Origin of the sequence: Novilysobacter antarcticus (assembly GCF_019802285.1) — a bacterium.
GTDB classification, from domain to species: Bacteria; Pseudomonadota; Gammaproteobacteria; order Xanthomonadales; family Xanthomonadaceae; genus Novilysobacter; species Novilysobacter antarcticus.
On record NZ_JAIEUJ010000002.1, the window covers coordinates 320,959 to 343,579 of the forward strand.

At 67.0% G+C, this 22,621-nt stretch carries 18 protein-coding genes, 1 tRNA gene and 1 other RNA gene; 11 read left to right on the forward strand and 9 right to left on the reverse strand.

Going from position 1 to position 22,621, the window contains the following annotated elements; genetic code table 11:
- Positions 1-14: 14 nt before the first annotated feature.
- Complete coding sequence (locus KZ491_RS06200; RefSeq protein WP_425493120.1) at positions 15-1,883, reverse strand: glycosyltransferase family 39 protein; 1,869 nt, start codon at positions 1,881-1,883, stop codon at positions 15-17.
- 215 nt (positions 1,884-2,098) lie between these two features.
- Here KZ491_RS06200 and KZ491_RS06205 point away from each other — a divergent pair, with 215 nt between their 5' ends.
- The 4 genes from KZ491_RS06205 to KZ491_RS06220 are packed head-to-tail and all read left to right on the forward strand — an operon-like array spanning position 2,099 to position 6,517.
- Entirely contained in the window at positions 2,099-3,025 is a 927-nt protein-coding gene (locus tag KZ491_RS06205) for an AAA family ATPase (protein WP_222565500.1), read from the forward strand.
- A 36-nt stretch (positions 3,026-3,061) separates the two neighbouring features.
- Positions 3,062-4,027, forward strand: a complete 966-nt coding sequence (locus KZ491_RS06210) for a DUF58 domain-containing protein (RefSeq protein ID WP_222565501.1) — start codon at positions 3,062-3,064, stop codon at positions 4,025-4,027.
- On the forward strand, positions 4,020-6,035 hold the full coding sequence (locus KZ491_RS06215; protein ID WP_222564999.1) for a transglutaminase TgpA family protein: 2,016 nt from the start codon (positions 4,020-4,022) through the stop codon (positions 6,033-6,035). Before KZ491_RS06210 ends, KZ491_RS06215 begins: the two co-directional genes overlap by 8 nt.
- Positions 6,032-6,517, forward strand: coding sequence for a Slp family lipoprotein (locus KZ491_RS06220; protein WP_222565000.1), 486 nt, complete (start codon positions 6,032-6,034; stop codon positions 6,515-6,517). The genes KZ491_RS06215 and KZ491_RS06220 overlap by 4 nt, the downstream gene beginning before the upstream one ends.
- 15 nt (positions 6,518-6,532) lie before the next feature.
- On the opposite strand, the gene KZ491_RS06225 is transcribed toward KZ491_RS06220, so the two are convergent.
- From KZ491_RS06225 to dnaX, 4 genes are all read right to left on the reverse strand, one after another.
- Positions 6,533-6,886: a histidine triad nucleotide-binding protein gene (locus KZ491_RS06225; RefSeq protein ID WP_043957644.1), complete on the reverse strand. Its 354-nt coding sequence runs from the start codon at positions 6,884-6,886 to the stop codon at positions 6,533-6,535.
- 41 nt (positions 6,887-6,927) lie between these two features.
- On the reverse strand, positions 6,928-7,524 hold the full coding sequence (recR, locus tag KZ491_RS06230; protein ID WP_222565001.1) for a recombination mediator RecR: 597 nt from the start codon (positions 7,522-7,524) through the stop codon (positions 6,928-6,930).
- 40 nt (positions 7,525-7,564) lie between these two features.
- On the reverse strand, positions 7,565-7,885 hold the full coding sequence (locus tag KZ491_RS06235) for a YbaB/EbfC family nucleoid-associated protein (protein ID WP_043957642.1): 321 nt from the start codon (positions 7,883-7,885) through the stop codon (positions 7,565-7,567).
- A 110-nt stretch (positions 7,886-7,995) separates the two neighbouring features.
- Complete coding sequence (gene dnaX, locus KZ491_RS06240; RefSeq protein WP_222565002.1) at positions 7,996-9,831, reverse strand: DNA polymerase III subunit gamma/tau; 1,836 nt, start codon at positions 9,829-9,831, stop codon at positions 7,996-7,998.
- 236 nt (positions 9,832-10,067) lie between these two features.
- On the opposite strand from dnaX, the gene KZ491_RS06245 reads away from it, so the two are divergent.
- Positions 10,068-10,160: transfer RNA gene (locus KZ491_RS06245), tRNA-Ser, on the forward strand.
- A 187-nt stretch (positions 10,161-10,347) separates the two neighbouring features.
- Here the strand turns inward: KZ491_RS06245 and cysN are convergent.
- Both cysN and cysD read right to left on the reverse strand, forming a co-directional pair.
- On the reverse strand, positions 10,348-12,231 hold the full coding sequence (gene cysN, locus KZ491_RS06250; protein WP_222565003.1) for a sulfate adenylyltransferase subunit CysN: 1,884 nt from the start codon (positions 12,229-12,231) through the stop codon (positions 10,348-10,350).
- Positions 12,231-13,139 carry a sulfate adenylyltransferase subunit CysD gene (cysD, locus tag KZ491_RS06255; protein WP_222565502.1) on the reverse strand — a complete coding sequence of 303 codons (909 nt, stop codon included), beginning with the start codon at positions 13,137-13,139 and terminating at the stop codon, positions 12,231-12,233. Before cysD ends, cysN begins: the two co-directional genes overlap by 1 nt.
- Before the next feature lie 207 nt (positions 13,140-13,346).
- On the opposite strand from cysD, the gene KZ491_RS06260 reads away from it, so the two are divergent.
- Genes KZ491_RS06260 through KZ491_RS06270 form a run of 3 tightly spaced genes read left to right on the forward strand, consistent with a single transcriptional unit; the run spans position 13,347 to position 17,659 of the window.
- Positions 13,347-15,188: an assimilatory sulfite reductase (NADPH) flavoprotein subunit gene (locus tag KZ491_RS06260; protein ID WP_222565004.1), complete on the forward strand. Its 1,842-nt coding sequence runs from the start codon at positions 13,347-13,349 to the stop codon at positions 15,186-15,188.
- Positions 15,189-15,227: 39 nt separating this feature from the next.
- Positions 15,228-16,934: an assimilatory sulfite reductase (NADPH) hemoprotein subunit gene (gene cysI, locus KZ491_RS06265; protein ID WP_222565005.1), complete on the forward strand. Its 1,707-nt coding sequence runs from the start codon at positions 15,228-15,230 to the stop codon at positions 16,932-16,934.
- Complete coding sequence (locus KZ491_RS06270; RefSeq protein WP_222565006.1) at positions 16,931-17,659, forward strand: phosphoadenylyl-sulfate reductase; 729 nt, start codon at positions 16,931-16,933, stop codon at positions 17,657-17,659. The genes cysI and KZ491_RS06270 overlap by 4 nt, the downstream gene beginning before the upstream one ends.
- Positions 17,660-17,840: 181 nt before the next feature.
- Here KZ491_RS06270 and KZ491_RS06275 read toward each other — a convergent pair whose 3' ends face one another.
- On the reverse strand, positions 17,841-18,824 hold the full coding sequence (locus KZ491_RS06275) for a LysR family transcriptional regulator (protein WP_222565007.1): 984 nt from the start codon (positions 18,822-18,824) through the stop codon (positions 17,841-17,843).
- Positions 18,825-18,985: 161 nt separating this feature from the next.
- Between KZ491_RS06275 and cysG the strand changes: the two genes are divergently transcribed.
- The 3 genes from cysG to ffs all read left to right on the forward strand — a co-directional run bounded on the left by cysG (position 18,986) and on the right by ffs (position 21,831).
- The gene (gene cysG, locus KZ491_RS06280; RefSeq protein WP_343225567.1) at positions 18,986-20,446 is read left to right on the forward strand and encodes a siroheme synthase CysG; all 1,461 of its coding nucleotides are present in this window, start codon (positions 18,986-18,988) and stop codon (positions 20,444-20,446) included.
- Between the two features lie 20 nt (positions 20,447-20,466).
- Positions 20,467-21,426: a cysteine synthase A gene (gene cysK, locus KZ491_RS06285; RefSeq protein WP_222565009.1), complete on the forward strand. Its 960-nt coding sequence runs from the start codon at positions 20,467-20,469 to the stop codon at positions 21,424-21,426.
- 308 nt (positions 21,427-21,734) lie between these two features.
- Positions 21,735-21,831: signal recognition particle sRNA small type (gene ffs, locus KZ491_RS06290), an RNA gene on the forward strand.
- A gap of 30 nt (positions 21,832-21,861) precedes the next feature.
- On the opposite strand, the gene KZ491_RS06295 is transcribed toward ffs, so the two are convergent.
- Entirely contained in the window at positions 21,862-22,620 is a 759-nt protein-coding gene (locus KZ491_RS06295) for an MBL fold metallo-hydrolase (protein WP_222565010.1), read from the reverse strand.
- Position 22,621: the final 1 nt, after the last annotated feature.

Here is a 22,621-nt window from a genome sequence, read left to right on the forward strand (position 1 = left end):
CCGGAACGCCCGGCTCAGCGCACCTCGATCGGCTGTTCGGGCCACTCCTCCACGCTGCCGTCTGCGCCATGGAGGCGCAAGCCCAGCCAGTGGCGACCCGGGTTGACGTCCGCGTCCAGCTCGACCCGCCCATCGAAGCCGACCTGCGGCTGGTTGGGGTCATTGCTGATGCGCCAGAACGCCGCGGTGCCGGGCTCACTGCGCCCATAGGCGACATCCGTCACCGGCTTTCCGTCAAGGCTCACCTCGACCCGCTCCAGGCCGACGCCGTCCTTGAACGCCCAGCCTGCGATATCGAAGTTGCGTTCCACGCGCTGTCCCGTCACCGGGCTGTCGATCCACGCCATCGCCGGAGCGGTGCACGTACCGGCCGTCGGCATCGATGGATCGAACCGGAACAGGAGGAAGCGCTGGCGCCCGTGGTCCACGTTCACGACCCGCGGCGGCGGCAGCGGGCCCAATATTGCGCACAGGTGGTGGTACCGCTCCAGCAGGTGCTTGTACTGGACATCACTGGACGCGATGACGAGCAGTACCGGCGCGTCGGCCCAGGCCGGACCGAACTGCGCCGGCCACGACGCGCGGGACCCTGCCGCCAGGTTCCAGAGGTGCAACTGCGGCGCCCGGCCGTGCTTGGTGTTCAACGGGTGCGCCAGCACCGGGATGCGTGGATCGCCCAGCGCAAACCCCAGCTCTGCGCCAATCTTGAAGCTGCCCGCCACCAGCCGCGTGTCCGGCCCCATCTGCCCACGCTCCAGCCGCACGGCGTCAGCCAGCTCATCCCAGCCAGCGAAATTGGACGGATACCACTTCTCCGCCGCCACGCGCGCCCGCAGGTCCGGCACCGACACCGCCACGTAATAACCCAGCATCACAACCAGCCCAAGGCCCGCGGTCAGCCAGGTCAGGCCACGCAGCCAGCGCGGCCAAGCGGCCAGCACCGCAGGCAGCAATGGCAGCAGCGCCAGATACCCGGGCAGAGGCCAGTGAAAGCTCACCCGCTCGGTATCGGCGAAGAACCCCAGCGAAAAGAAACCGAGCACCAGCAGGGCGCCCAGCAACGCAAAATAGCGTGATGCCGGCAACGCGCCCCGATAGCCGCGCCAGCCCGCGGCCAGCAGCGCGGCAAACAGCAACGGGGTCACCATCAGTGCCTGGATGACGATAAAAAGGATGCCGTCCCAGTGAAATGCCCAGGGGTGACGATCCACCAGCTGGAAGCGCAGTCCGGCGTCGGCGTTGCCCAGATTCCATGCCACGAGTGGCGCCCAGGCCGCCGCGCCAATCGCGATCGCCGTCCACACACGGGGATCTCGCAGCGCCTTGCGGCCGTCGCGGAGCAGCAGCAAGGCCAGCAGTCCCACGCCGATCACGGCGATGAAGCGGTAATGGCTCAATGCGCCGATCGCCAGACCCAGCGCCAGCTCGAGGGATGCTCCGGCGCTGACCTGTCGCAGCAACCTCGCGCCGGCGTCGATGCAAAGCACCGTAGCAAGTGCCATCGCTGCATCGGGCAGCGCCAACAGGCCCAGCGTCCCGGCCAGCGGCAGCAGCAAGGCGAAGCTGCCCGCCTGCCAGCCATGCACGGGTCCGTACTCGCGCGCGGTGATCCGCACCACCAGCCAGGGCACGGCGGCGGCAATCATCAGGAACGGCAAGCGCAACCCCAGCTCGGTGTTGCCGCCCAGGCTGACGCCCAGCCTCGCCAGCCACGCTGTCAGGCCCGGCAGGTCGGAATACGCGGGCGCCAGATGCTGCCCTTCCAGCCAGTAGAAGGTCTCATCGACGAACAGCGGCAAGCGCGCCGCCACCAGCAACTTGACCGCCATGACCGCGATGAACAGCACCAGGAACCAACGGTGGGCGGAACGCTCGGCAGGCAGCGGTTGCAGGTAATCGGCGGCAGCGGGCTGGCGGTGATCGACAGCGGGGGTTTCGCGCATCAACAGGGGTCCTAGTTACACTCGGTGAACTACTTGCAGCCAAACCGGCAACAGCCGCCAACACGCCTGCAGGCGAGAGGGGACCATTTTTGGAGAACACGATGTCGGTATCCACACCGACGCCGGGCCACGAGGCCGCGGTGTCGAAGCCGGGCATGCTACCCGAGCACCTGCGCAAATCCCTTGACGCCGCACAAACACAGGTCAACCGGCTCGTGCTGGGCAAGTCGCGCGAGGTACGACTGTCCTTCGTCGCCCTGCTCGCCGCGGGCCACCTGCTGATCGAGGACCTGCCTGGTCTGGGCAAGACCACCCTAGCCCACGCCTTGGCCGTCACGCTGGGACTGGACTTCCAGCGCGTGCAGTTCACCTCCGACCTGCTGCCGGCGGACATCGTCGGAGTGTCGATTTTCGATCCAGCGACACGCAGCTTCGAGTTCCACCCCGGCCCGGTTTTCACCTCTGTCCTGCTCGCCGACGAGATCAACCGCGCGCCGCCGCGTACCCAGAGTGCGCTGCTGGAGGCGATGGCCGAGCAGCAGGTCACCGTCGATGGCACCACCCATGCCCTGCCGGCGCCCTTTTTCGTCATCGCCACCCAGAACCCGACAGACCTGTCGGGCACCTATCCGCTGCCGGACTCGCAGCTGGACCGCTTTTTGATGCGCCTGACGCTTGGCTACCCCGGCCATGAGGCCGAGCGTGAGTTGCTGGCCGGGCGGGACCGCCGTGACCTGATCGCTGCCGCAACGCCGGTGCTGTCGCGCGACGACGTGATGGCACTGCGCGAGGCGGTCAATCAGGTTCACGCCAGCGACGCCCTGATCGATTACGTGCAGGCGCTGCTGGCCCGCAGCCGCAGCCACCCCGGCGTGCGGGTCGGGCTCTCGCCAAGGGCGGGCCTGGCCCTGCTGCGTGCTGCCAGGGCATACGCCCTTCTGCTGGGCCGCGACCATGTGCGACCCGAGGACGTTCAGGCCCTGTTTTCCGCCGTCGCGGCACACCGGCTGGTCGCCGATGCCGAGGCCGGCAGCGACGCGGGCGTGGCCAAGTCGATCCTGCACGCCGTCGCGGTGGACTGAGCCAAGGTGGCAGGAGCAGCCGCGTCGCAGGGGCCGATGGCGCAGGGCATCCGGAAGCAGGTACACCGCTGGGCATTGACCTTCACGCGGCCGCGCGACCCCGAGCCGTTGCCGGTCACCTTCGACCGGCGCCGGGTCTACGTGCTTCCCACCCGGTTCGGCTTGTTCTACGCCATTCTGGTCGCGACCATGTTGCTGGGCGGCTTGAACTACAACAACAACCCCGCCCTGCTGCTGGCGCTGCTGCTGGGAGGGACGGGACTGGCCAGCCTGGTGGCCGCGCAACTGCAGCTCAGTGGACTGTCGATCACCACGGTCGATGCCGAGCCCGTACCCGCCGGTCAGATGATGCTGCTGCACGTGCATGCCAAAGCCGTCGACGGACGCACGCGGCGCGGCCTGCAGGTCGCATTGGATCCCAACTACGACTCCCCGGTGTTGCTCGACCTCCCGCTCGGCCACGGCCAGGCGCAGCTGCTGATACCCACATCCCAGCGCGGCTGGCTGGAGCTGCCGCGGGTGCGGATCGACACCCGCCACCCCTTGGGCCTCGCCCGGGCCTGGTCCCACGTCTGGCCGCAGACGCCGCTGCTGGTGTATCCGTGCCCGGAGACGGACGGTCCGCCCCTGCCTGAGGGGTCCGGCGAGGACGCCAAGGCCCGCATTCACCCCAGCGGCGAGGACCTCCACCACCTGCGCACCTACCGCCATGGCGACTCGCGGCGGACCATCGCCTGGAAGCCATCGGCGCGTCACGAATCCCTGCTGGTGCGCGAGTACCAGCAACCGGCGGGCGCCGATATCGTACTCGACTGGCATAGCCTCGCCCCCCTGCCCCATGAGGCACGGATCAGCCGTTTGGCGCGCTGGGTCGATGAGGCCGAACGTGACGGCCGACGTTACCGCCTCGCCCTGCCTGTGCAGCCCTCCATCGGTCCGTCGCAGGGCCCCGGCCACCGTCACGACTGCCTGCGCGCACTGGCGTTGATGCCCGATGGCTGATCGCAGATCCGTTGTTGCGCTCGATCCGCAAAGCCGGCGCTGGACGATGGCGGCCGCCGCAGCCTGCGTGTTGCCGCTGCTGCTGCAATTGCCATCCCCACTGGGCCTGCTGATCGGTGGCAGCGCGGTCGCCGTCGCGTCCCTGTCCTGGCGCAAGCCGCTGCACGCGCTGGTGCGCCTGCTGCTCACGGTCGCCTTGCTGGCCGCCGTCATAACGCTCTCGGGGACGCATTTCGGCCGCGATACGGGCTGCGCGATCCTCGCCGCGATGCTGGCGATGAAGCCGGCCGAGACCCGCGGTGTCCGCGACGCACGAAGCCTGCTCGGATTCGCCCTGTTCGCCCCGTTCGCCACTTTTCTTCTCGACCAGGGACCTGTGAGTCTGCTGCTGGGGCTGGCGGGCGTTGCCTTGGCGCTGATGGCGCTGCTGAGACTGACCGACATCGAGTCCGGTATCCGCGAGGCCATCACGACGCGTGATCGATTCAGTTCGGTGGGCCGACTCGTGCTGCTGGGTCTCCCGCTGGCTCTGGCGGCCTTCTGGCTGTTCCCGCGGCTGGCCACCCCATTATGGGGCGTGCCGGAGCGCACGCTGGCGCGAACCGGCCTCTCCGATGAGATGGCGCCGGGCGACTGGATCGACCTGATGGCCGACGACACCCCGGCCCTGCGGGTGCGCTTCTTCGGCACCACCCCACCCACCTCCCAGATGTACTGGCGCGGTCCGGTGCTGTCGGACTTCGATGGCCGGACGTGGACCCGCGGGCGTCGCACAGCCGGCCTGCCCCCGGCCACCGTGACCCGCGGTGATGCCCAAGACGCCCGATGGGACTACCAGGTCGAAATCGAGCCGACCGAGCGTCGCCAGATGGTCGCCCTGGAGCTGCCGATCGAGGCGCCCGGCGATACCCGGCTGGGCCATGACCATGAGCTGTTTTCCCCCCGTCCGCTGAGTTCGCTGACGCGCTGGCGGATGCAGTCGTCCCCGCCGGAGACCTTTGAAGCCGAGCTTGCATTGCCTCTGCGGCAGGCGGCACTGGCCTTGCCGGCGGGCTCCAACCCACGCACCCAGGCACTTGCCGCGCGCTGGCGCAGCGACGCCGGCACTGATGATGAGGCGATCGTGCGCCGCGCGATGCAGTGGATCCGCCGCGACTTCGCCTACACCCTGAGCACGCCACTGGCCGGGCGCCACTCTGCCGATGAGTTCCTGTTTGACCAGCAGGAAGGGTTCTGCGAGCACTTCAGCTCGGCCTTCGTGATCCTGATGCGAGGAGCGGGAATTCCGGCACGCGTGGTCACCGGCTATGTCGGCGGCTACCGCAACCCGATCGGCGACTACTGGCTAGTCCGGCGTTCCGATGCGCACGCCTGGGCCGAGGTCTGGCTGGACGGGCGTGGCTGGGTCCGGGTCGACCCGACCGCCGCGGTGGCGCCGGAACGCATCTACGACACCCTCGATGACCGCAGGCCGGGTGCCGACAGCCTGTTTGGACGCATGCTTGGCGGGGACGCGAGCCGGCTGTTCAACGCCACCGACTGGTTGCGGCAAAGCTGGAACCAGCTGGTGCTGGGCTTTGATGCCGATCGCCAATCGCGCCTGCTGCGGCCACTGGGAATTGAACGCCTGGATGGAGTCCGCCTGGGCCTGCTGTTTGCTCTGGCAGCCTTGTCCGCGCTGCTCTGGATGGCATGGCTGTCGCGGCGCGCTGAACGCCAGCGCGACCCGGTCCTGCGCGCGTGGCACGCGCTGGAGCGTCGCTATCGCCGCATCGGCCTGGGACGCGAACCCGACGAGCCGGCCACGACGTGGGCCAGACGCGTTGCCCGTTCGGGCGCGGGATCGGCGGACGAGCTGCTGCGACTCAGCCAGCGTTTCAGCAATTGGCGCTACGCTGGGCGTGACGAGGGCAGCTCACGTGCCCCGCGCCGGTTGATCGTGTCCCTGCGGCGCCACCGGCCGTCACCGCCCCACGCCGCTCCACCTGGAAACGGAGAATACCGATGAAGATCCGTCACGCCATGATCGTCCTCGCGACGCTGCTGCTGGCCGCCTGTGCCAGCCAGCCCAAGCCGCTGCAGGGGGAGTTCGCCCAGATCACGCCCCACGATGCCAACAGCGTCGACCGCACCGGCGCGCTGGTGCGCTGGGGTGGACGCATCGTGCAGGTCGAGCCGCAGCCCAACCGCACCTGCTTCGAGATGATTTCCACCCGCCTGAATGTCTATGGCCGGCCCTACTGGGCGACCGATGATGTCGGTGGCCGCTTCATCGCCTGTCGAGACGGGTTCTACGATCCGGCGCTGTTCCAGACCAACCGCGAAGTGACCTTTACCGGTCGCATTGATGGTTACGAGAACCGCCGCATCGGCGAATACGACTACCGCTTTCCCCGGGTCGCCGCGGACGTGATCTACCTGTGGCCGATCCAGGAGCGGGTGGACGTCATCACCCAGCCGGCGCCGTGGCCATGGTGGGGTTACTGGTAGGAGTCGACCGGCAATTCAGGCCGGCACGCCGAAACGCCCCAACGGCGCGCCGGCCAGCAGATGCAGGTGGATTTGATAGACGGTCTGGCCGCCGTGGTCGTTGCAGTTCATCACCACCCGGTAGCCGTCCTCGGCCAGGCCTTCCCGCCGCGCATAGTCCGCGGCGGCGATGACCAGCCGGCCGACCACCGCTGCCTGATCCGGCGTGAGATCGTCCAGCCGCGGAATCGGTGTCTTGGGCACGAACAGCACGTGCACCGGTGCCTGCGGGGCGATGTCACGGAACGCGATCAGGTGCTCGTCCTCGAAGACGATGTCGGCGGGTATCTCGCGGCGGATGATCTTGCCGAAGATGGTCTCGTCAGTCATGCCACAACTCCGTTGGGTCCAGATGAAATGGTGCCAGTCACTCAGGACATCTCGCTGCGACTGCCAAAGGCGTGGGAAAGCGTACCGCGGTCGACGTATTCCAGCTCGCCCCCGAGTGGGACGCCGTGGGTCGGACGGCTCGGGCGCACGTTGTACTGGCGCGCCAGCTGACCCAGGTAATGCGCGGTCGCCTCACCTTCTACGGTGGGGTTGGTCGCAACAATCAGTTCGGAAACCTCGCCCTCGGCCAGTCGGGACGCCAGTCGGTCCAAGCCCAGCTCGGCCGGGCCGATCCCATCCAACGGGCTGAGCCGGCCCTGCAGCACGTAGTAGAGACCGCGGTAACCGGTGGCCTGCTCGATCGCCAGACGGTCGGCCGGTGTCTCGACCACGCACAACTGGTGCACGTCGCGGGTTGCACTGGAACAGGTCGGGCACACCGGCGTTTCGCTGAAGTCGCGACAGCGCTCGCAGTTGCCGATCCGGTCCACCGCGGCGGCCAAGGCGTCCGCCAGCCGCTGGCCGCCGGCGCGCTCGCGCTCGAGCACGTGGTAGGCCATGCGCTGGGCCGACTTCTGGCCCACGCCGGGCAGCACCCGCAACGCCTCGATCAGCTGTTCAAGCAGCGGCGAGCTCATCGTCGCGGGCGGACTGTGGGTGTACGGGAGGACTGCACGCTCAGAACGGCAGCTTCATGCCCGGCGGCAACTGCATGCCGGCCGTAGCCGAGCCCATGCGCTCCTGCGATGCGGCATTGACCTTGTTGACCGCGTCGTTGATGGCCGCGGCGATAAGGTCCTCGGCCATCTCCGGGTCGGCCAGCGCCTGCGGATCGATGCGCACCTTGCGGCATTCCATGCGGCCGGTCAGGGTCACGCTGACCATGCCGCCTCCGGCATTGCCGATGACCTCGATGTTGGCCAGCTCTTCCTGCGCGCGCTGCATTTCTTCCTGCATCTTCTGCGCTTGCTGCATCAGTTGGGCAATATTTCCACGCATATCGTCTACTCGTCCAAGTGGGTTAAATAAGTGTCAGCAGACCAGAGATGAAGGCACCAAGGTCGGCTCTCAAGGTCTGCGGTCAATGCTGCCCGGGCCGCCGCCCGCGATCAGGCCTCGCCGCGCGGCCGGATCGAGTCGGCGACGACGGTGGCGCCACCGGCCATCAACGCACGCACCTGCGGATCGGACATGAAGCTCTCCACGGCGGCGCTCTTGCGCGCGTCGCGGGCCTTGTCGTTGCGCTCGCGCAGTGACACGCCGCCCACTGTGCTCGCTTCAAACCGGATCTCCGGATCGCCGCCCAGGGAGGCCGCCAGCGCCTTGGCGATCTGTGCCACAAGCGCAGGCTTGTTGAGCAGTTCATCCTCCGGCGCCAGGCCGAGGCGTACCACGCGCCCCTCGCAGGCGATGAAGCCCACGTGCTCGGCGAGCACCCGCGCCGGCCCTTTCAACGGGCTGGCGACGACCCAGGCGTGCCAGGCGTCGGCATCGGCAATCGCGGCCCCGCCAGGCGCCTCAACGGGCTGGGCATCGTGCGCTGCAGGTGGCCCGCTGGGCGCTGCCGCCGCCGCGCGCGCAGAGGTCGCCGCTGCGACGGCGCCCGCCTCATCTTCGAGGCTGACGAAGGGAGCTTGCTCGCGCTCGTCATCGGCGTAGCTGTCCGGGTTGCGACCGACCGCTAGCCGGGCATCGGGACGTGCGTCGGGCGCGGCGATCTTCGTTTCAGCGGGAGCGCGAGCAATCGGCGGCGTTGGCGCAGACGCAACGGCGGCCGGCGAAGGCGACGCGGACACGTCACCGGAGGTGCCACCGGTGGTCGCCCCACTGCTGCCACTCACCGGCCCACTTCGGCCCGCCTCCGGCCCGGCAGGACGGAACGCCAGCATGCGCAACACGCTCATCTCGAAACCGGCGCGCTGGCTCGGTGCCAGCGAGAGGTCGCGGCGGCCATTGATCGCCATCTGGTACCACAGCTGCACCACCTCGGCAGGCACCCTGTCCGCCAACGTATCAATGGCCACGCCGTCGACTTCGATGTCCACTCCCGGCACCAGCTGTCGCACCTGGATGCGGTGCAGGGCATCGCTCAGCGCTTCCAGCACGCCTGCCCAATCGGGGGAGAACTCCGCCAGCGCGGCCACCTCGGCCATGAGGGCTGCACCATCGCCGGACGCCAACGCATCCAGCATGGCGCCGACGCGGGTCTGGTCGACGGTACCCAGCATCGTGGCGACCGCCGAGTCGGTGAGCTGGCCACCGGTGTAGGCAATCGCCTGGTCCAGCAGCGACAGGCCGTCCCGCAGGCTGCCGTCAGCGGCGCGACTGATCTGGCGTACCACACCGGGCTCGACCTGGATCCCCTCCGCCTTCAGGATCTTCTCCATCTGACCGCCGATCTGGTCCTCGTCCAGGCGCTTGAGGTTGAACTGCAGGCAACGCGAGAGCACCGTCACCGGCAGATGCTGGGGGTCCGTCGTGGCGAGCAGGAACTTCACGTGCCCGGGCGGCTCCTCCAGCGTCTTCAGCAGCGCGTTGAATGCCGACTTGGACAGCATGTGCACTTCGTCGATCAGGTAGACCTTCACCCGGCCGCGCGAGGGCATGTACTGCGCGTTGTCGATCAGGTCGCGTACATCGTCCACGCCGGTGTTGGACGCGGCGTCGATTTCCAGCAGGTCGATGAACCGGCCGGCGTCGATGTCCCGGCACGAATTGCACTCACCACACGGATCGGCCGACGTGCCCTGCTCGCAGTTGAGCGATTTGGCGAAGATCCGCGCAATCGTGGTCTTGCCCACGCCGCGGGTGCCCGAAAACAGGAATGCGTGGTGGACCCGCCCGCTGTCGAGCGCGTTGGTCAGGGCGCGAACCACGTGCTCCTGTCCTACCAGTTCGGCGAAGCGCTTGGGTCGCCACTTGCGGGCGAGGACGAGATAGGACATCGATAACCTTGGGCAAGTCCGACAGGGAACGCCCGTGGCCGGGAATGGACCGGCACGAGCGCATCGGTCCCATTGTGCCATGCCACCCCGCGCGTCCCATCGCCGATCGCCATCGCTGCGAGGCCGGCCAGTGGACGATTGACTTGTCCCCGTGCCCGCGCGGCGCTAGACTTTGCGGCTTCGTTGCGTTCGGGCCGGATTGGCGGCGCGACGGGGATCTGAAGCGTTTCAGATGCGGAGAGGTGTCCGAGTGGTTGAAGGAGCACGCCTGGAAAGTGTGTAAGCGTCTAAACCGCGCTTCGGGGGTTCGAATCCCCCTCTCTCCGCCAGTTAACGCAGATAAGCCTCTGATTATTCAGGGGCTTTTTCTTTTCTGCCAATCCCACCATGCCATCCAGGATGCTATGCGTCGTGCTCTGGCGTGTCTCCTTTTAAGTGCAGCGTGCTTCCGACGGATCGGCGCGGGATTGAGCGGCCGAGGTGGCGGTTGCGCTCACGGGTCTGAAGCGCAGCGTGTTAGCGATGGCCAAGTGCCCGCAGGACCAGCGCCACCATCGCCTCGACCGGCGCGCGATCGGCGTGCAGGTGCAGCTCCGGTGCCAGCGGCGGCTCGTAGGGCGAATCGACTCCGGTGAAGTTGGGAATCTCCCCCGCCCGCGCCTTGCGGTACAGACCCTTGACGTCGCGCGCCTCGGCCACCGCCAGCGGTACGTCAACAAACACCTCGATGAACTGGCCGTCGACGAAGCGCTCGCGGGCCATCTGCCGCTCAGCGCGGAATGGGGAAATTAAGCTGACCAGCACCACCAGCCCGGCATCTGCCATCAACCGCGCCACTTCGGCGACGCGACGGATGTTTTCCACGCGGTCCTCGTCGGTGAAACCCAGATCGCGATTGAGGCCATGACGGATGTTGTCGCCGTCAAGAATAAAGGTGTGATAGCCCAGCGCATGCAGACGCTTGTCCACGTGGTTGACCAGCGTCGACTTGCCGGCGCCCGACAACCCGGTGAACCACAGCACTTTGGGCTGATGACCCTTGATCCGCGCTCGCGCCGCCGCGTCCACTTCCAGATGCTGCCAATGCACGTTGCCGGCCCGGCGCAGGGCGAAATCCAGCGTGCCGGCAGCCACCGTGGCGTTGCTCTGGCGGTCGATCAGGATGAAGCCACCCAGCGTTCGGTTCTGCGCGTAGGCGGCAAATGCCACTGGTTCATCCAGCGACAGGTTGCAGTAACCCACCTCGTTCAACTCCAGCCGCTTGGCGGCCAACGCATCCTGGGTGTTCACATCGATCCGGTGCTTGATCTCACTGATGCTCGCGGCCACGGTGCGCGTGCCAATCTGCAACCAGTACGGGCGGCCCGGCAACAGCGGTGCGTCGTTCATCCACAACACATGTGCGGCAAACTGATCGGCCACTTCCGGCGGATCATCGGCCGCGGCAATCACGTCGCCGCGGCTGACATCGATCTCGTCGGTAAGGGTCAGCGTCACCGCTTGGCCGGCCCCGGCCACGGCCACCTCGCCATCCACGCCGAGCACCTGCTTGACCGTGGAGCGGCGCGCCGAAGGCAGCACCACCACCGCATCACCGGGGCGCACTTCACCGGCGGCGATGGTGCCGGCAAACCCGCGGAAATCCTGGTTCGGACGATTGACCCACTGCACCGGCATGCGCAGCCCGCTGGCCACATCGTGCGCGGCCACGTCCACCGTATCCAGGTGCTCGATCAAGCTGGAGCCGGCATACCACGGCATGCTCGGAGCGTGCGAAGACAGGTTCTCTCCTTCCAGCGCCGACAACGGAATGCACTGCACCTGGGCGATGCCCAGCTGGGCGGCCAGCGCGCGGTATTCCTCGGCAATACGCTCGAACGTGGCCTGGTCGTAACCGACCAGATCCATCTTGTTGACCGCCAGCACCACCTGGTTGATCCCCAGCAAGGAGATGATGTAGCTGTGGCGGCGGGTCTGCGACAGCAGGCCTTTGCGCGCATCCACCAGCACCACCGCCAGATCCGCGGTGGAGGCGCCGGTGGCCATGTTGCGGGTGTACTGCTCGTGCCCGGGGCAATCAGCGACGATGTACTTGCGCCGCTCGGTGTCGAAATAGCGGCAGGCGACATCGATGGTGATTCCCTGCTCGCGCTCGGCGGCCAGACCATCAAGCAGCAGCGCGTAATCGATACGGTCGCCCTGGGTGCCGTGACGGCGGCTGTCGCTTTCCAGCGTGGCCAGCTGGTCGTCGAACAGGCGCTTGCTCTCGTACAGCAGCCGCCCGATCAGCGTGCTCTTGCCGTCATCGACACTGCCGCAGGTGATGAAGCGCAGCAGCGGCTTGGTTTCATGCTGCTGCAGATAGCCGCCGATGTCGGTAGTGGGAGCGCGGTGATCCATCAGAAATATCCTTCCAGCTTCTTCTTTTCCATCGACGCTGATGCATCGTGGTCGATCAACCGCCCCTGACGTTCGGAGGTGGTGCTGACCAGCATCTCGGCGATGATTTTTTCCAGCGTATCGGCGTCCGATTCGATCGCGCCGGTCAGCGGGTAGCAGCCCAGTGTGCGGAAGCGCACCTTGCGCAGTTGCGGCACCTCACCGGGATGCAGCGGCAGGCGCTCGTCGTCGACCATGATCAGGCTGCCCTCGCGCTCGACCACCTGGCGTTCGGCGGCCAGGTACAACGGCACCACCGGGATTTTCTCGCGGTAGATGTACAGCCAGATATCCAGCTCGGTCCAATTGGACAGCGGAAACGCGCGCACACTTTCGCCACGATGGATACGGGCGTTGTACAGATCCCACAACTCCGGACGCTGGTTCTTCGGGTCCCAGCGATGACGGTCGTTGCGGAACGAGAACATCCGCTCCTTGGCCCGCGATTTTTCCTCGTCGCGGCGCGCCCCGCCGATGGCCGCGTCGAACTTCCACTTGTCCAAGGCCTGCTTCAGGCCCTGGGTCTTCATCACATCGGTATGCACGCCGGCACCGTGCGTCATCGGACCGATGTCCTGGGCAATGCCATCCGGGTTGATATGCACCCGCAGCTCGGCACCGGTTTCGGCAATACGGCGGTCGCGGAAGGCGATCATCTCGCCGAACTTCCAGCGCGTATCCACATGCAGCAGCGGAATCGGCGGCTTGCCCGGCGCGAACGCCTTCAGCAGCAGGTGCAACAGCACCGAACTGTCCTTGCCCACCGAATACATCAGCACGGGATTATCGAAGGCGGCGGCCACTTCGCGCAGGATGTGGATGCTTTCCGCCTCCAGGCGGTCGAGATGGGACAACGGTGCGGTAGCGATCATCGAAAGAGAGGCAACCCGGGGCAGGTAAGACAGGAAGGGAGTAGCAAACGGTACCGGTCTGTACACCGGTGAGGCCGCAGTGTGGGCTGCGGGGGTGGCCGGATTGAAATAAACGCAAGGCATGAAGCGATAACCGCCGGTCCTTTCCGCTGGACCGCGCGCCTGTCTAGCATCGTCCCTCCCACTCCACGCCCGGACCGGAAAATGACCGCCGCCGCTGCTGCCTCCGCGCCGCCCAGCCCGTTGCCCGAAGACCGCAACGCCCTGCTGTCACGCCTGGTGGACGGACTGGAGGCCAACCACCTGTGGTGGCTGTCCGGTTTCGCCGCCGGACTGGCGCAGGGACATCCGCCACCGTCGCTGGCGATCGTGCCCAGCGGTCACACCGAGGCGCGGTCCGACGCCCGCCTGACGGTGCTCTACGGCAGCCAGACCGGCAATGCGCGCCGCGCCGCCGAGCAGATCGCCAGCGAAGTACAGGCAGCCGGACTGAACGTGCGCCTGCAGCGCGCGGACACTTACCCGATCCGCGAGCTGGCCAGCGAGCGGCTGCTGTATGTGGTGATCAGCACCCTGGGCGAAGGCGACCCGCCGGATGATGCGATCGGGCTGGTGGAATTCCTCGCCAGCCGGCGTGCGCCCAAGCTACCTGAACTCAAGTTCGCGGTACTCGGGCTGGGCGACTCCAGCTATGCCGATTTCTGCGGTATCGCCCGCAAGCTCGATGCCCGTCTGGCCGAACTCGGTGGCCAACGCCTTCAGCCGCTGGGTGAGGCCGACCTGGATATCGACACCGTTGCCACGCCGTGGTGCGAGAAGGCCCTGCGTCATGCCCGCGAGCAGCTGAATACGACCGCCGCCAGCAACGTCTCTCCCCTGCGCCTGCCGCACCCGACCTCGACCTGGAGCCCGGCCGATCCGTTCGCCGCCGAGGTGCTGGCCAACCAGCGGATCAGCGGCCGCGACTTCCGCCCCCCGGCGTTCGGTCAATACCACCCTATTGACCGGCAGGTGCACCACCTGGAGCTGTCGCTGGAAGGTAGCGGCCTGCACTACGAGCCGGGCGATGCATTGGGCATCGTCCACCGCAACCCGCCGGCGCTGGTGGAATCGGTGTTGCAGACGTTGAAGCTCGATGGCGATACGACCGTCAGCCATGACGGTGACACCCTGCCGCTGGCGCAGTGGCTGGCGAGCCGGCGTGAACTGACCCGGCTGTCGCGGCCGTTCCTGGCCCTGCATGGCGAGCGCGCCGATGCCGGCGACCTGCACGAGCTGCTCACTGCCACTCCGGCCACCGGTCTGGCGGCGCTGCTGGCCGACCACCAGCTGATCGACGTGCTGCGCCGCTGGCCGGCGCAGTGGGATGCCAGCGCACTGGTGGCGGCTTTGCGCCCGGCCACGCCGCGGTTGTACTCGATTGCCTCCAGCCGCAAGCGTGTCGGCGACGAAGTGCATCTGACCGTGGATGCGCTGCGTTACGCCGCCCATGGCAGCGAACATGTGGGCGCGGCCAGCAGCTTCCTTGCCGCGCTGGAAGAAGGCGCGACTGCACCGGTCTACATCGAAGCCAACGAGCGCTTCCGGGTCCCGGCCGACACCAGCCGCGACATCATCATGATCGGCCCCGGCACCGGCGTGGCGCCGTTCCGCGGCTTCGTGCAGGAGCGCGCCGAAACCGGCGCAGCAGGACGCAACTGGCTGTTCTTCGGCGCCCGCCACTTCAACAGTGAATTCCTTTACCAGGCGGAGTGGCAGCTGGCATTGCAGCGCGGCGAACTGCAGCGGCTGGATCTGGCCTTCTCGCGCGACCAGGCCGACAAAATCTATGTGCAGCAGCGCCTGCGCGAACAAGGCCGCGATCTGTACGACTGGCTGCAGAACGGCGCGCACCTGTATGTGTGCGGCGCCATCGGCATGGGCAAGGATGTGCATGCCGCGCTGTTGGACGTGATCGCCGAGCACGGCGCACTGGATGCCGATACCGCCGCCGACTACCTCTCCGAGCTGCACCGTCAGGGCCGTTACGGCCGCGATGTGTACTGACTTCGTCCCTTCTCCATACCGGACCCGACTGCCAACGCCATGAGCCATCCTTCCGTCGAAGACATCAAGATCAACAGCCGCCGCCTGCGCGGCACGCTGCAACAGGGGCTGGAGGATCCGGTCACCGGCTCGCTGTCATTTGATGACCAGCGTCTGGTCAAGTTCCACGGCAGCTACCAGCAGGACGACCGCGACCTGCGTGACGAACGCCGCCGGCAGAAGCTGGAGCCCGCCCACCAGTTCATGATTCGCATCCGCGCTCCGGGCGGCGTGTTCACTCCGACCCAATGGCTGCATCTGGACCACATCGCCACCACCTGGGCCAACCATTCGCTGCGCGTCACCACCCGCCAGACGTTCCAGTTCCACGGAGTGATCAAGCGCGAACTCAAAGCGACGATGCAAGCGATCAATGCCGCTGCGCTGGATACGATCGCCGCCTGCGGCGACGTCAACCGCAACGTGCTCGGCGCCAGCAATCCGCTGCAATCGCGGCTGCACGCCCAGGTCCATGAGTGGACGCAGCAGCTCTCCAGCCACTTCCTACCGCGGACCCGCGCCTATTACGAGGTGTGGCTGGACGAAGCCAAGGTTGCCAGCAGCGGCGAGGAAGAGGAACCCGTCTACGGCGCCACCTATCTGCCGCGCAAATTCAAGATCGCCGTGGCCGTGCCACCCAGCAACGATGTGGATGTGTTCGCCAACGATCTGGGACTCATAGCCATCGTCGATTCTCAGGGCGACCTGGCCGGCTTCAACGTGGCCATCGGCGGCGGCATGGGCGCCAGCCATGGCGATGCAAACACCTACCCGCGACTGGGCAACGTGATCGGCTTTGTCCGCCCCGATCGGCTGCTGGCGCTGGTCGAAGCGGTGATCACCACGCAGCGCGACTACGGCGACCGGGTAGAGCGCAAACATGCCCGCTTCAAGTACACGATCGACACGCATGGCGTGGATTTCATCGTTGCGCAGATCCAGCAACGGGCCGGCTTCGAACTGGAGCCGGTGCGATCGTGGTCGTTCGCCCACAACGGCGATCGCCTGGGTTGGGCACGCAGCGAAGACGGCCTGTGGCACCTGACACTCTCACTGCCCAGCGGCCGCATTGCCGATCGCCCGGGCACCCCGCATCTGAGCGGCCTGCGCGAGATCGCCCGCATCCACCACGGCCAGTTCCGGCTGACCGCCAACCAGAACCTGACGATCGCCGCGGTGGCCGAGGGCGAGCGCGAACGTATTGACGCGCTGGTGGCGCAGTACGCACTGGATTCGGAAAACAATGCGACCACCGCACTGGCGCGCCACGCCGTGGCGTGCGTGGCGCTGCCGACCTGCGCGCTGGCGATGGCCGAGGCCGAACGCTACCTGCCCGATTTCGTGAGTGCGTTGGAGCCACTGCTGGACAGACACGGGCTGCGCGAAGCGCCGATCCTGCTGCGCATTTCCGGCTGCCCGAATGGCTGCTCACGGCCGTATCTGGGCGAGATCGCGCTGGTCGGCAAGGCGCCGGGCCGCTACAACCTGATGCTCGGCGCCGACCATCGCGGCCAGCGGTTGAACACCCTGTACCGCGAAAACATCGCCGAGGCCGACATCCTCGCCGCCCTCGATCCGCTGCTGGGCCGTTATGCGGCCGAGCGCAACGAGGCCGAAGGCTTCGGCGACTTCCTGCACCGTGCCGGCATCGTCGCCCTGCCGCCGTACCCCACCCATCGCCAGATTCCCGTGGAACTGCACCCATGAGCGCCCTGCCCGCCAGCCCCCTGTTCACGCCGCAGCTTCCCGACAATCTGGATGCGCTCAACGCGCACCTGGAAACCCTCCCTGCCGCCGAGCGCGTGGCCTGGGCGCTGGCGCATACGCCGGGCACGCACGTGCTGTCGTCCAGCTTCGGCGCGCAGTCGGCAGTCACCCTGCACCTGCTGAGCCAGCAGCAGCCGGATATTCCGGTGATCCTGATCGACACCGGCTATCTGTTCCCGGAAACCTACCGCTTTGCCGACAAACTGGCCGAGCGCCTGCAACTCAATCTGAAGGTCTACCGGCCGCTGCTCAGCCGGGCATGGATGGAAGCCCGTCATGGCCGGTTGTGGGAACAGGGACAGGTCGGCATCGACCAGTACAACAACCTGCGCAAAGTCGAGCCGATGAAGCGGGCGCTGGAAGAGCTGCAGGCCGGCACCTGGTTCACCGGGCTACGCCGGGACCAGGCCCGCAGCCGCGCCGGCACCGCGATCCTGCAGCGCCGCGAGCATCGCTACAAGGTCAACCCGATCGCCGACTGGAGTGACCGCCAGGTCTGGCAGTACCTGCAGCAGCACGGCCTGCCCTACCACCCGCTGTGGGAACAGGGTTACGTGTCAATTGGTGATTCCCACAGCACCAGCCGCTGGGAGCCGGGCATGCGCGAGGAAGACACCCGCTTTTTCGGTTTGAAGCGCGAGTGCGGTATCCACGAGCAGATCTGAGCCGGGCAGGTTGTTTGTCTCCAAGCGCGCGGCGTATCTGGTGCGCTTGAGCGCGGCGCCATCCATACCGCGACCGGGATGGCGTGCGATCGCATCGGCGGTACCAGCACGGCAACAGTTCAGGTGCGCAGGGCGGCGTTGGCCCGACCCTGCGACCAAGCGTGGCAGGCGGGCGGCATGCTCAGATGGTGAGCGTCTGGGTCAGCGATTCCCAGCTCGGCGGCTCCGGCCAATCCGGTTGCTGGTTGCCGTCAAGCACGCGGCGCAGATCGCGCGGATCGATCTGCGGGGCCAGCGCATGCACCAGCTCCAGCGCGTAATCGCGCAGCACCCGGTCGCGCGGCAGCACCGCCCAAGCGATGCATTCGGGAATCGCCGCCGGCGCCACCCAAGCGCGCAGATCGGTGTCATGGCCGCTGAAGGCCATTTCCGCCAGCAGCCCGACCCCGAGCCCAGTGCGCACATAGGTCTTGATCAGGTCCGCATCCAACGCGGTCAGTGCAATCTGCGGAGTCAGCCCTTCGGCGTCGAACGCGCGTTGCAGCGAGGAGCTGGCGCGGGTGGAGGATTCGTAGCTGATCAGCGGCTGCTGTGCCAGTGCGGCCATGTCCGGGGTACGCCCGGCGCGGCCCAGTGCATGCCCCTTGGGCACCAGCACCAACCGCCGCCAGCGGTACAGTGGCACCGCGATTCCGGTGGTCGGCTCACTGCCTGCGGTGCTGACGACCGCAATGTCGGCATCGCCCTGGCTGAGCAGATCCAGCGCATCACTTTCGCCAGCCTGCTGCAGATGCAGGCTGACCTGCGGATAGGCCAGCTTGATCTGCGCCAAGGCCGGCGGCAGCACGAAGCGTGACTGGGTATGGGTGGTGGTCACGATCAGCTGACCCTGGCTCTCGCGGCGCTGGTTGGCGGCATAGGCGCGGATGTTGCCAGCCTCAGCCAAAACCCGCCGCGCCCGCATGATCACCTCGGCCCCGGCCGGGGTCACCGACTCCAGGCTGCGACCCTTGCGCACGAACAACAAAAAGCCCAGCTCGTCCTCCAGCTGCTTGAGCTGTTTGGACAGCCCTGGCTGGGTGGCATGCACCCGGGTAGCGGCCAAGGTGATGTTCAGCTCGGCGTCGGCAATGGCTACCAGGTAGCGGAGTTGGGACAGCGTCATCGAAGGGGGAAAAGCGCCGGCACGGGGGAAGTTCGACTGTAGAACAAATGCCACCCGAAGCTGATAACCGGAAGTTATCAGCAATGTGGGCTTGGTCATTTCCAGGGCTGGCCGCGTGCCGCTACGGTCATTCGCTCCCTTTTCCTGCGCCTGCCTATCCTGTGAACACTCCCCTGTATCCGCTCTTCGCCGACCTGCGTGGCCGCGCCGTACTGGTAGTCGGCGGCGGCGCGGTCGCCGAACGCAAGGTCGAGGCGCTGCTGCATGCCGGCGCGCTGCCGCGGGTGGGTTCGCCGGCGCTCAGTCCTGGTCTGCAGGCCTTGGCCACCGCGCAGCGTATCCAGTGGCTGCCGGGGCGCTTTGACGCACACTGGCTGGCAGGTGACATCTGGTTGGTGATTGCCGCCACCGATGATTCGGCCACCAATCAGCTCGTCGCCGCCGCCGCCGAAGCGCAGCGGCTATTCGTCAATGTCGTCGACGACGCCCAGCTCTCTCGGTTCCATGTGCCGGCAGTGGTCGAACGCGGCCCCCTGCAGATCGCCATCTCCAGTGGCGGCGGCGCGCCAATGGTGGCCCGGCATATCCGCCGCCAGCTGGAGATCCTGTTTGACCGAGCCTGGGGCAGCCTGAGTGCTTTGATCAGCCGCGAACGTCCGGCCATCCGCCAACGTTTTCCCGACCCCGCCACCCGCCGCCGTTTCTTCGATGAGTTGCTCGAAGGCCCGTTGCTGGGCCTGCTGCGCCGGCAGCAGCCGCAGGCAGCCGAGGCCGAGCTGCAGCGCGCGATGGCCTCCACTGCGACCGACAACCGGGGCTCGGTGGTGCTGGTCGGCGCCGGGGCCGGTGATCCGGGTCTGCTCACCCTCAACGCGCTGCGGGCGCTCAACCAGGCCGATGTGATCCTGCACGACCGTCTGGTCAGCGATGCGGTGCTGCAACTGGCGCGGCGCGATGCCGACCGTATGGAGGTCGGCAAGTCCGCCGGTGGCCACAGCGTGTCGCAGGCGCAGATCCACGCGCTGATGCTGGAACATGCGCGCGCGGGCCGCCGCGTGGTGCGGCTCAAGGGAGGCGATGCCTTCGTGTTCGGCCGTGGCGGCGAGGAACTGGAATTCCTGCGCCAGCACGGCATTGCCTATGAAGTGGTGCCCGGCATCACCGCCGCTTTGGCCTGCGCCGCCTACACCGGCATTCCGTTGACCCACCGCGACCACGCGCAGTCCGTGCGGCTGGTGACGGCCCACTGCAAGCAGTCGCTGGACACCTTGGACTGGGATGCGCTCGCGCAGGAACGGCAGACCCTGGTGTTCTACATGGGCGTGGCCGGGTTGGCGCAGATCCGCACGCGCCTGCTTCACGCCGGCCGCGGTGGTGGGACCCCGTTCGCGCTGGTGGAAAACGGCTCGCGACCGGAGCAGCGCATCGTCACCGGCACCTTGGCCGATCTGGCCGCCACCGCCGAGGAGCACCGCGTGAAATCCCCCGCCCTGTTGATCCTGGGGGAAGTGGCCGCACTGACCCATGAGCTGCACTGGTTCGGCGCCGCCCCGCTCACCGCCGGCCCGACTCCCTCACTTTCCAAAAAGACCGCGGCCGCCAAACTGGCCAACGCCGCGTAACCGCACCTCCGGAGAACCTCATGGCCGTCTACAATTCCATCCTCGACACCATCGGCAGAACCCCGGTGGTGAAACTCAATCGCCTGCCACCGGCCGGCGTTGATATCTACGTCAAGGTCGAGTCGTTCAATCCCGGCGGCTCGGTCAAGGACCGGCTGGCGCTGGCGATCATCCTCGGTGCCGAGAAAGCCGGCCTGATCAAACCCGGTGACACAATCGTGGAGGCCACCTCCGGCAATACCGGGGTCGCGCTGGCGATGGTCGCCGCCGCCCGCGGCTACAAGTTCGTCGCCACCATGGCCGAATCGTTCTCGGTGGAACGGCGCAAACTGATGCGTGCCTATGGCGCCAAGGTGATCCTGACCCCGGCCGCCGAGCGCGGTACCGGCATGGTGCGCAAGGCCAAGGAGCTGGCCGATAAGCACGGCTGGTTTCTTGCCAGCCAGTTCGCCAACCCGGCCAATCCGGCCTATCACCGCCAGACCACCGCGGCCGAGATCCTCAGCGACTTCGCTGGCCGACGGTTGGATGCGTTCGTCAGCGGTTGGGGCACCGGCGGCACCCTGACCGGCGTCGGCGAAGTGCTCAAGCTCGCTCGTCCAGAGACCCGAATCATCGCCACCGAGCCGGCGGGAGCCGCGCTGCTGGCCGGCAAGGACTTCACTCCGCACAAGATCCAGGGGTGGACCCCGGACTTCCTGCCCGAAGTGCTCAACCGCAATGTCTATGACGAGCTTTATACGGGAGAGGACGATCGCGCGATCCAGACCTCGCGCCGGCTGGCGGCCGAGGAAGGCCTGTTTGTCGGCATTTCCGCTGGCGCCACGGTTGCCACTGCGCTGGATGTGGCTGCCAAGGCCGAGCAAGGCGCAGTGATCCTGGCGATGCTGCCCGATACCGGCGAGCGTTATTTTTCCACGCCACTGTTTGCCGACATCAATGACGGTTCGGACGACGACTGGCTGGCTGGCCTGCCGTAAGCCGCCCTCCAGCTCTGTCCGCATAAGGCCGCCACGCGCGGGCGTGCAGCAAGGCGGTCAGCGCCATATCGGACAATGCTGCACGCCTTGTTGTCTGTGATCAACGCCATCCCCTCCGCGCGCCTCTCTCTGGTATGCCATCCGACCTTCGATGCCTTGGTGTCGCCTTGGGGTCCACTGGCCGCGGAAAGTGACTAAGCGCCTGAGCCCATGTTAAAATTTCTCGCAGTTGAGAGGAGTTGAGTTCCATTGGGCGTTGCCGAAGCAGCCCCTCTCTCCGCCAGATGTTGCAGTTGTCCATGGTGGCCCCGTCGGCCCCTCGCGACGCTAGGTCGAAAACCCCGCCAGGGCCGGAAGGCAGCAACGGTATTGACTGATGCGGGCGCCGAGGCAAGTTGGCGGGGCCACCGCCTTTTCAGCTGCCGGGCTCGCCGCTCAGACCACGTCCACCTGCATTGCCGTCGTCGGCTTGAGCGCCACCAGCTCGCCCTGCCGGCCTATCCTGTAACCGCGCGCTTCCAGCACGTCTCCTTCCTGGACACTGCCGTAGTGGTACAGCAGGCAGCGCTGCAGCAGCGGCCGCGGATATTCACGTTCCAGATCGTCGATGCCGCTGTGGGACGGGTTGCCGTGCAACGCGCAATCGTGGGCGATCAGTTCGCCCGCATCGGCCATCTTGGCGAGCATTTCCGGGATCGGCCGGGTATCACCGGTCCACACCAGACTGCCGTGCAGGCGCAGCCCGAATGCGGTGTCGGGCCAGTGATGGCGAACAGGAAACACCTCCAGACGCACCCCCTCGTGCCAGAAAGATTCGCCTACCGGAATCACCTGGAAGGCATCCCAGAAGTTCGCGCCACCCTCGGCCAGGGGATTGGGGTAATCACCCACCCGCTGATGCAGAAGCGGCACCAGCCTTGCCGGCACGTACAACCGGATCCGCCCGCGCAGTGCGGGATTGAAGTAACTCTCCACGAACAGCCGCTCGAAACCGGCAACGTGGTCCAGGTGCGTGTGGGTGATGAAAACGGCCTTCGGTGGCTGGTGGTAGTGATCCATGAACGCGGTCAGGCCCTCCCCGCCGCAGTCGATGGTCAGCCACGGCTGGCCGTGGTGCTCGATGGTCGCCATGGCAGAGCCCAGCTCGACCGCCGAGGCGTTGCCGACACCGTGCAGGCGCAGATCCCAGGCCACG

What these genes read in the sequence shown, in the direction of transcription:
- KZ491_RS06205 (WP_222565500.1), top strand. Translation starts at nt 2,099, where the DNA reads ATGCTACCCGAGCACCTGCGCAAATCCCTTGACGCCGCACAAACACAG.
- KZ491_RS06210 (WP_222565501.1), top strand. Translation starts at nt 3,062, where the DNA reads ATGGCGCAGGGCATCCGGAAGCAGGTACACCGCTGGGCATTGACCTTC.
- KZ491_RS06215 (WP_222564999.1), top strand. Translation starts at nt 4,020, where the DNA reads ATGGCTGATCGCAGATCCGTTGTTGCGCTCGATCCGCAAAGCCGGCGC.
- KZ491_RS06220 (WP_222565000.1), top strand. Translation starts at nt 6,032, where the DNA reads ATGAAGATCCGTCACGCCATGATCGTCCTCGCGACGCTGCTGCTGGCC.
- KZ491_RS06225 (WP_043957644.1), bottom strand. Translation starts at nt 6,886, where the DNA reads ATGACTGACGAGACCATCTTCGGCAAGATCATCCGCCGCGAGATACCC.
- recR (WP_222565001.1), bottom strand. Translation starts at nt 7,524, where the DNA reads ATGAGCTCGCCGCTGCTTGAACAGCTGATCGAGGCGTTGCGGGTGCTG.
- KZ491_RS06235 (WP_043957642.1), bottom strand. Translation starts at nt 7,885, where the DNA reads ATGCGTGGAAATATTGCCCAACTGATGCAGCAAGCGCAGAAGATGCAG.
- dnaX (WP_222565002.1), bottom strand. Translation starts at nt 9,831, where the DNA reads ATGTCCTATCTCGTCCTCGCCCGCAAGTGGCGACCCAAGCGCTTCGCC.
- cysN (WP_222565003.1), bottom strand. Translation starts at nt 12,231, where the DNA reads ATGGATCACCGCGCTCCCACTACCGACATCGGCGGCTATCTGCAGCAG.
- KZ491_RS06260 (WP_222565004.1), top strand. Translation starts at nt 13,347, where the DNA reads ATGACCGCCGCCGCTGCTGCCTCCGCGCCGCCCAGCCCGTTGCCCGAA.
- cysI (WP_222565005.1), top strand. Translation starts at nt 15,228, where the DNA reads ATGAGCCATCCTTCCGTCGAAGACATCAAGATCAACAGCCGCCGCCTG.
- KZ491_RS06270 (WP_222565006.1), top strand. Translation starts at nt 16,931, where the DNA reads ATGAGCGCCCTGCCCGCCAGCCCCCTGTTCACGCCGCAGCTTCCCGAC.
- KZ491_RS06275 (WP_222565007.1), bottom strand. Translation starts at nt 18,824, where the DNA reads ATGACGCTGTCCCAACTCCGCTACCTGGTAGCCATTGCCGACGCCGAG.
- cysK (WP_222565009.1), top strand. Translation starts at nt 20,467, where the DNA reads ATGGCCGTCTACAATTCCATCCTCGACACCATCGGCAGAACCCCGGTG.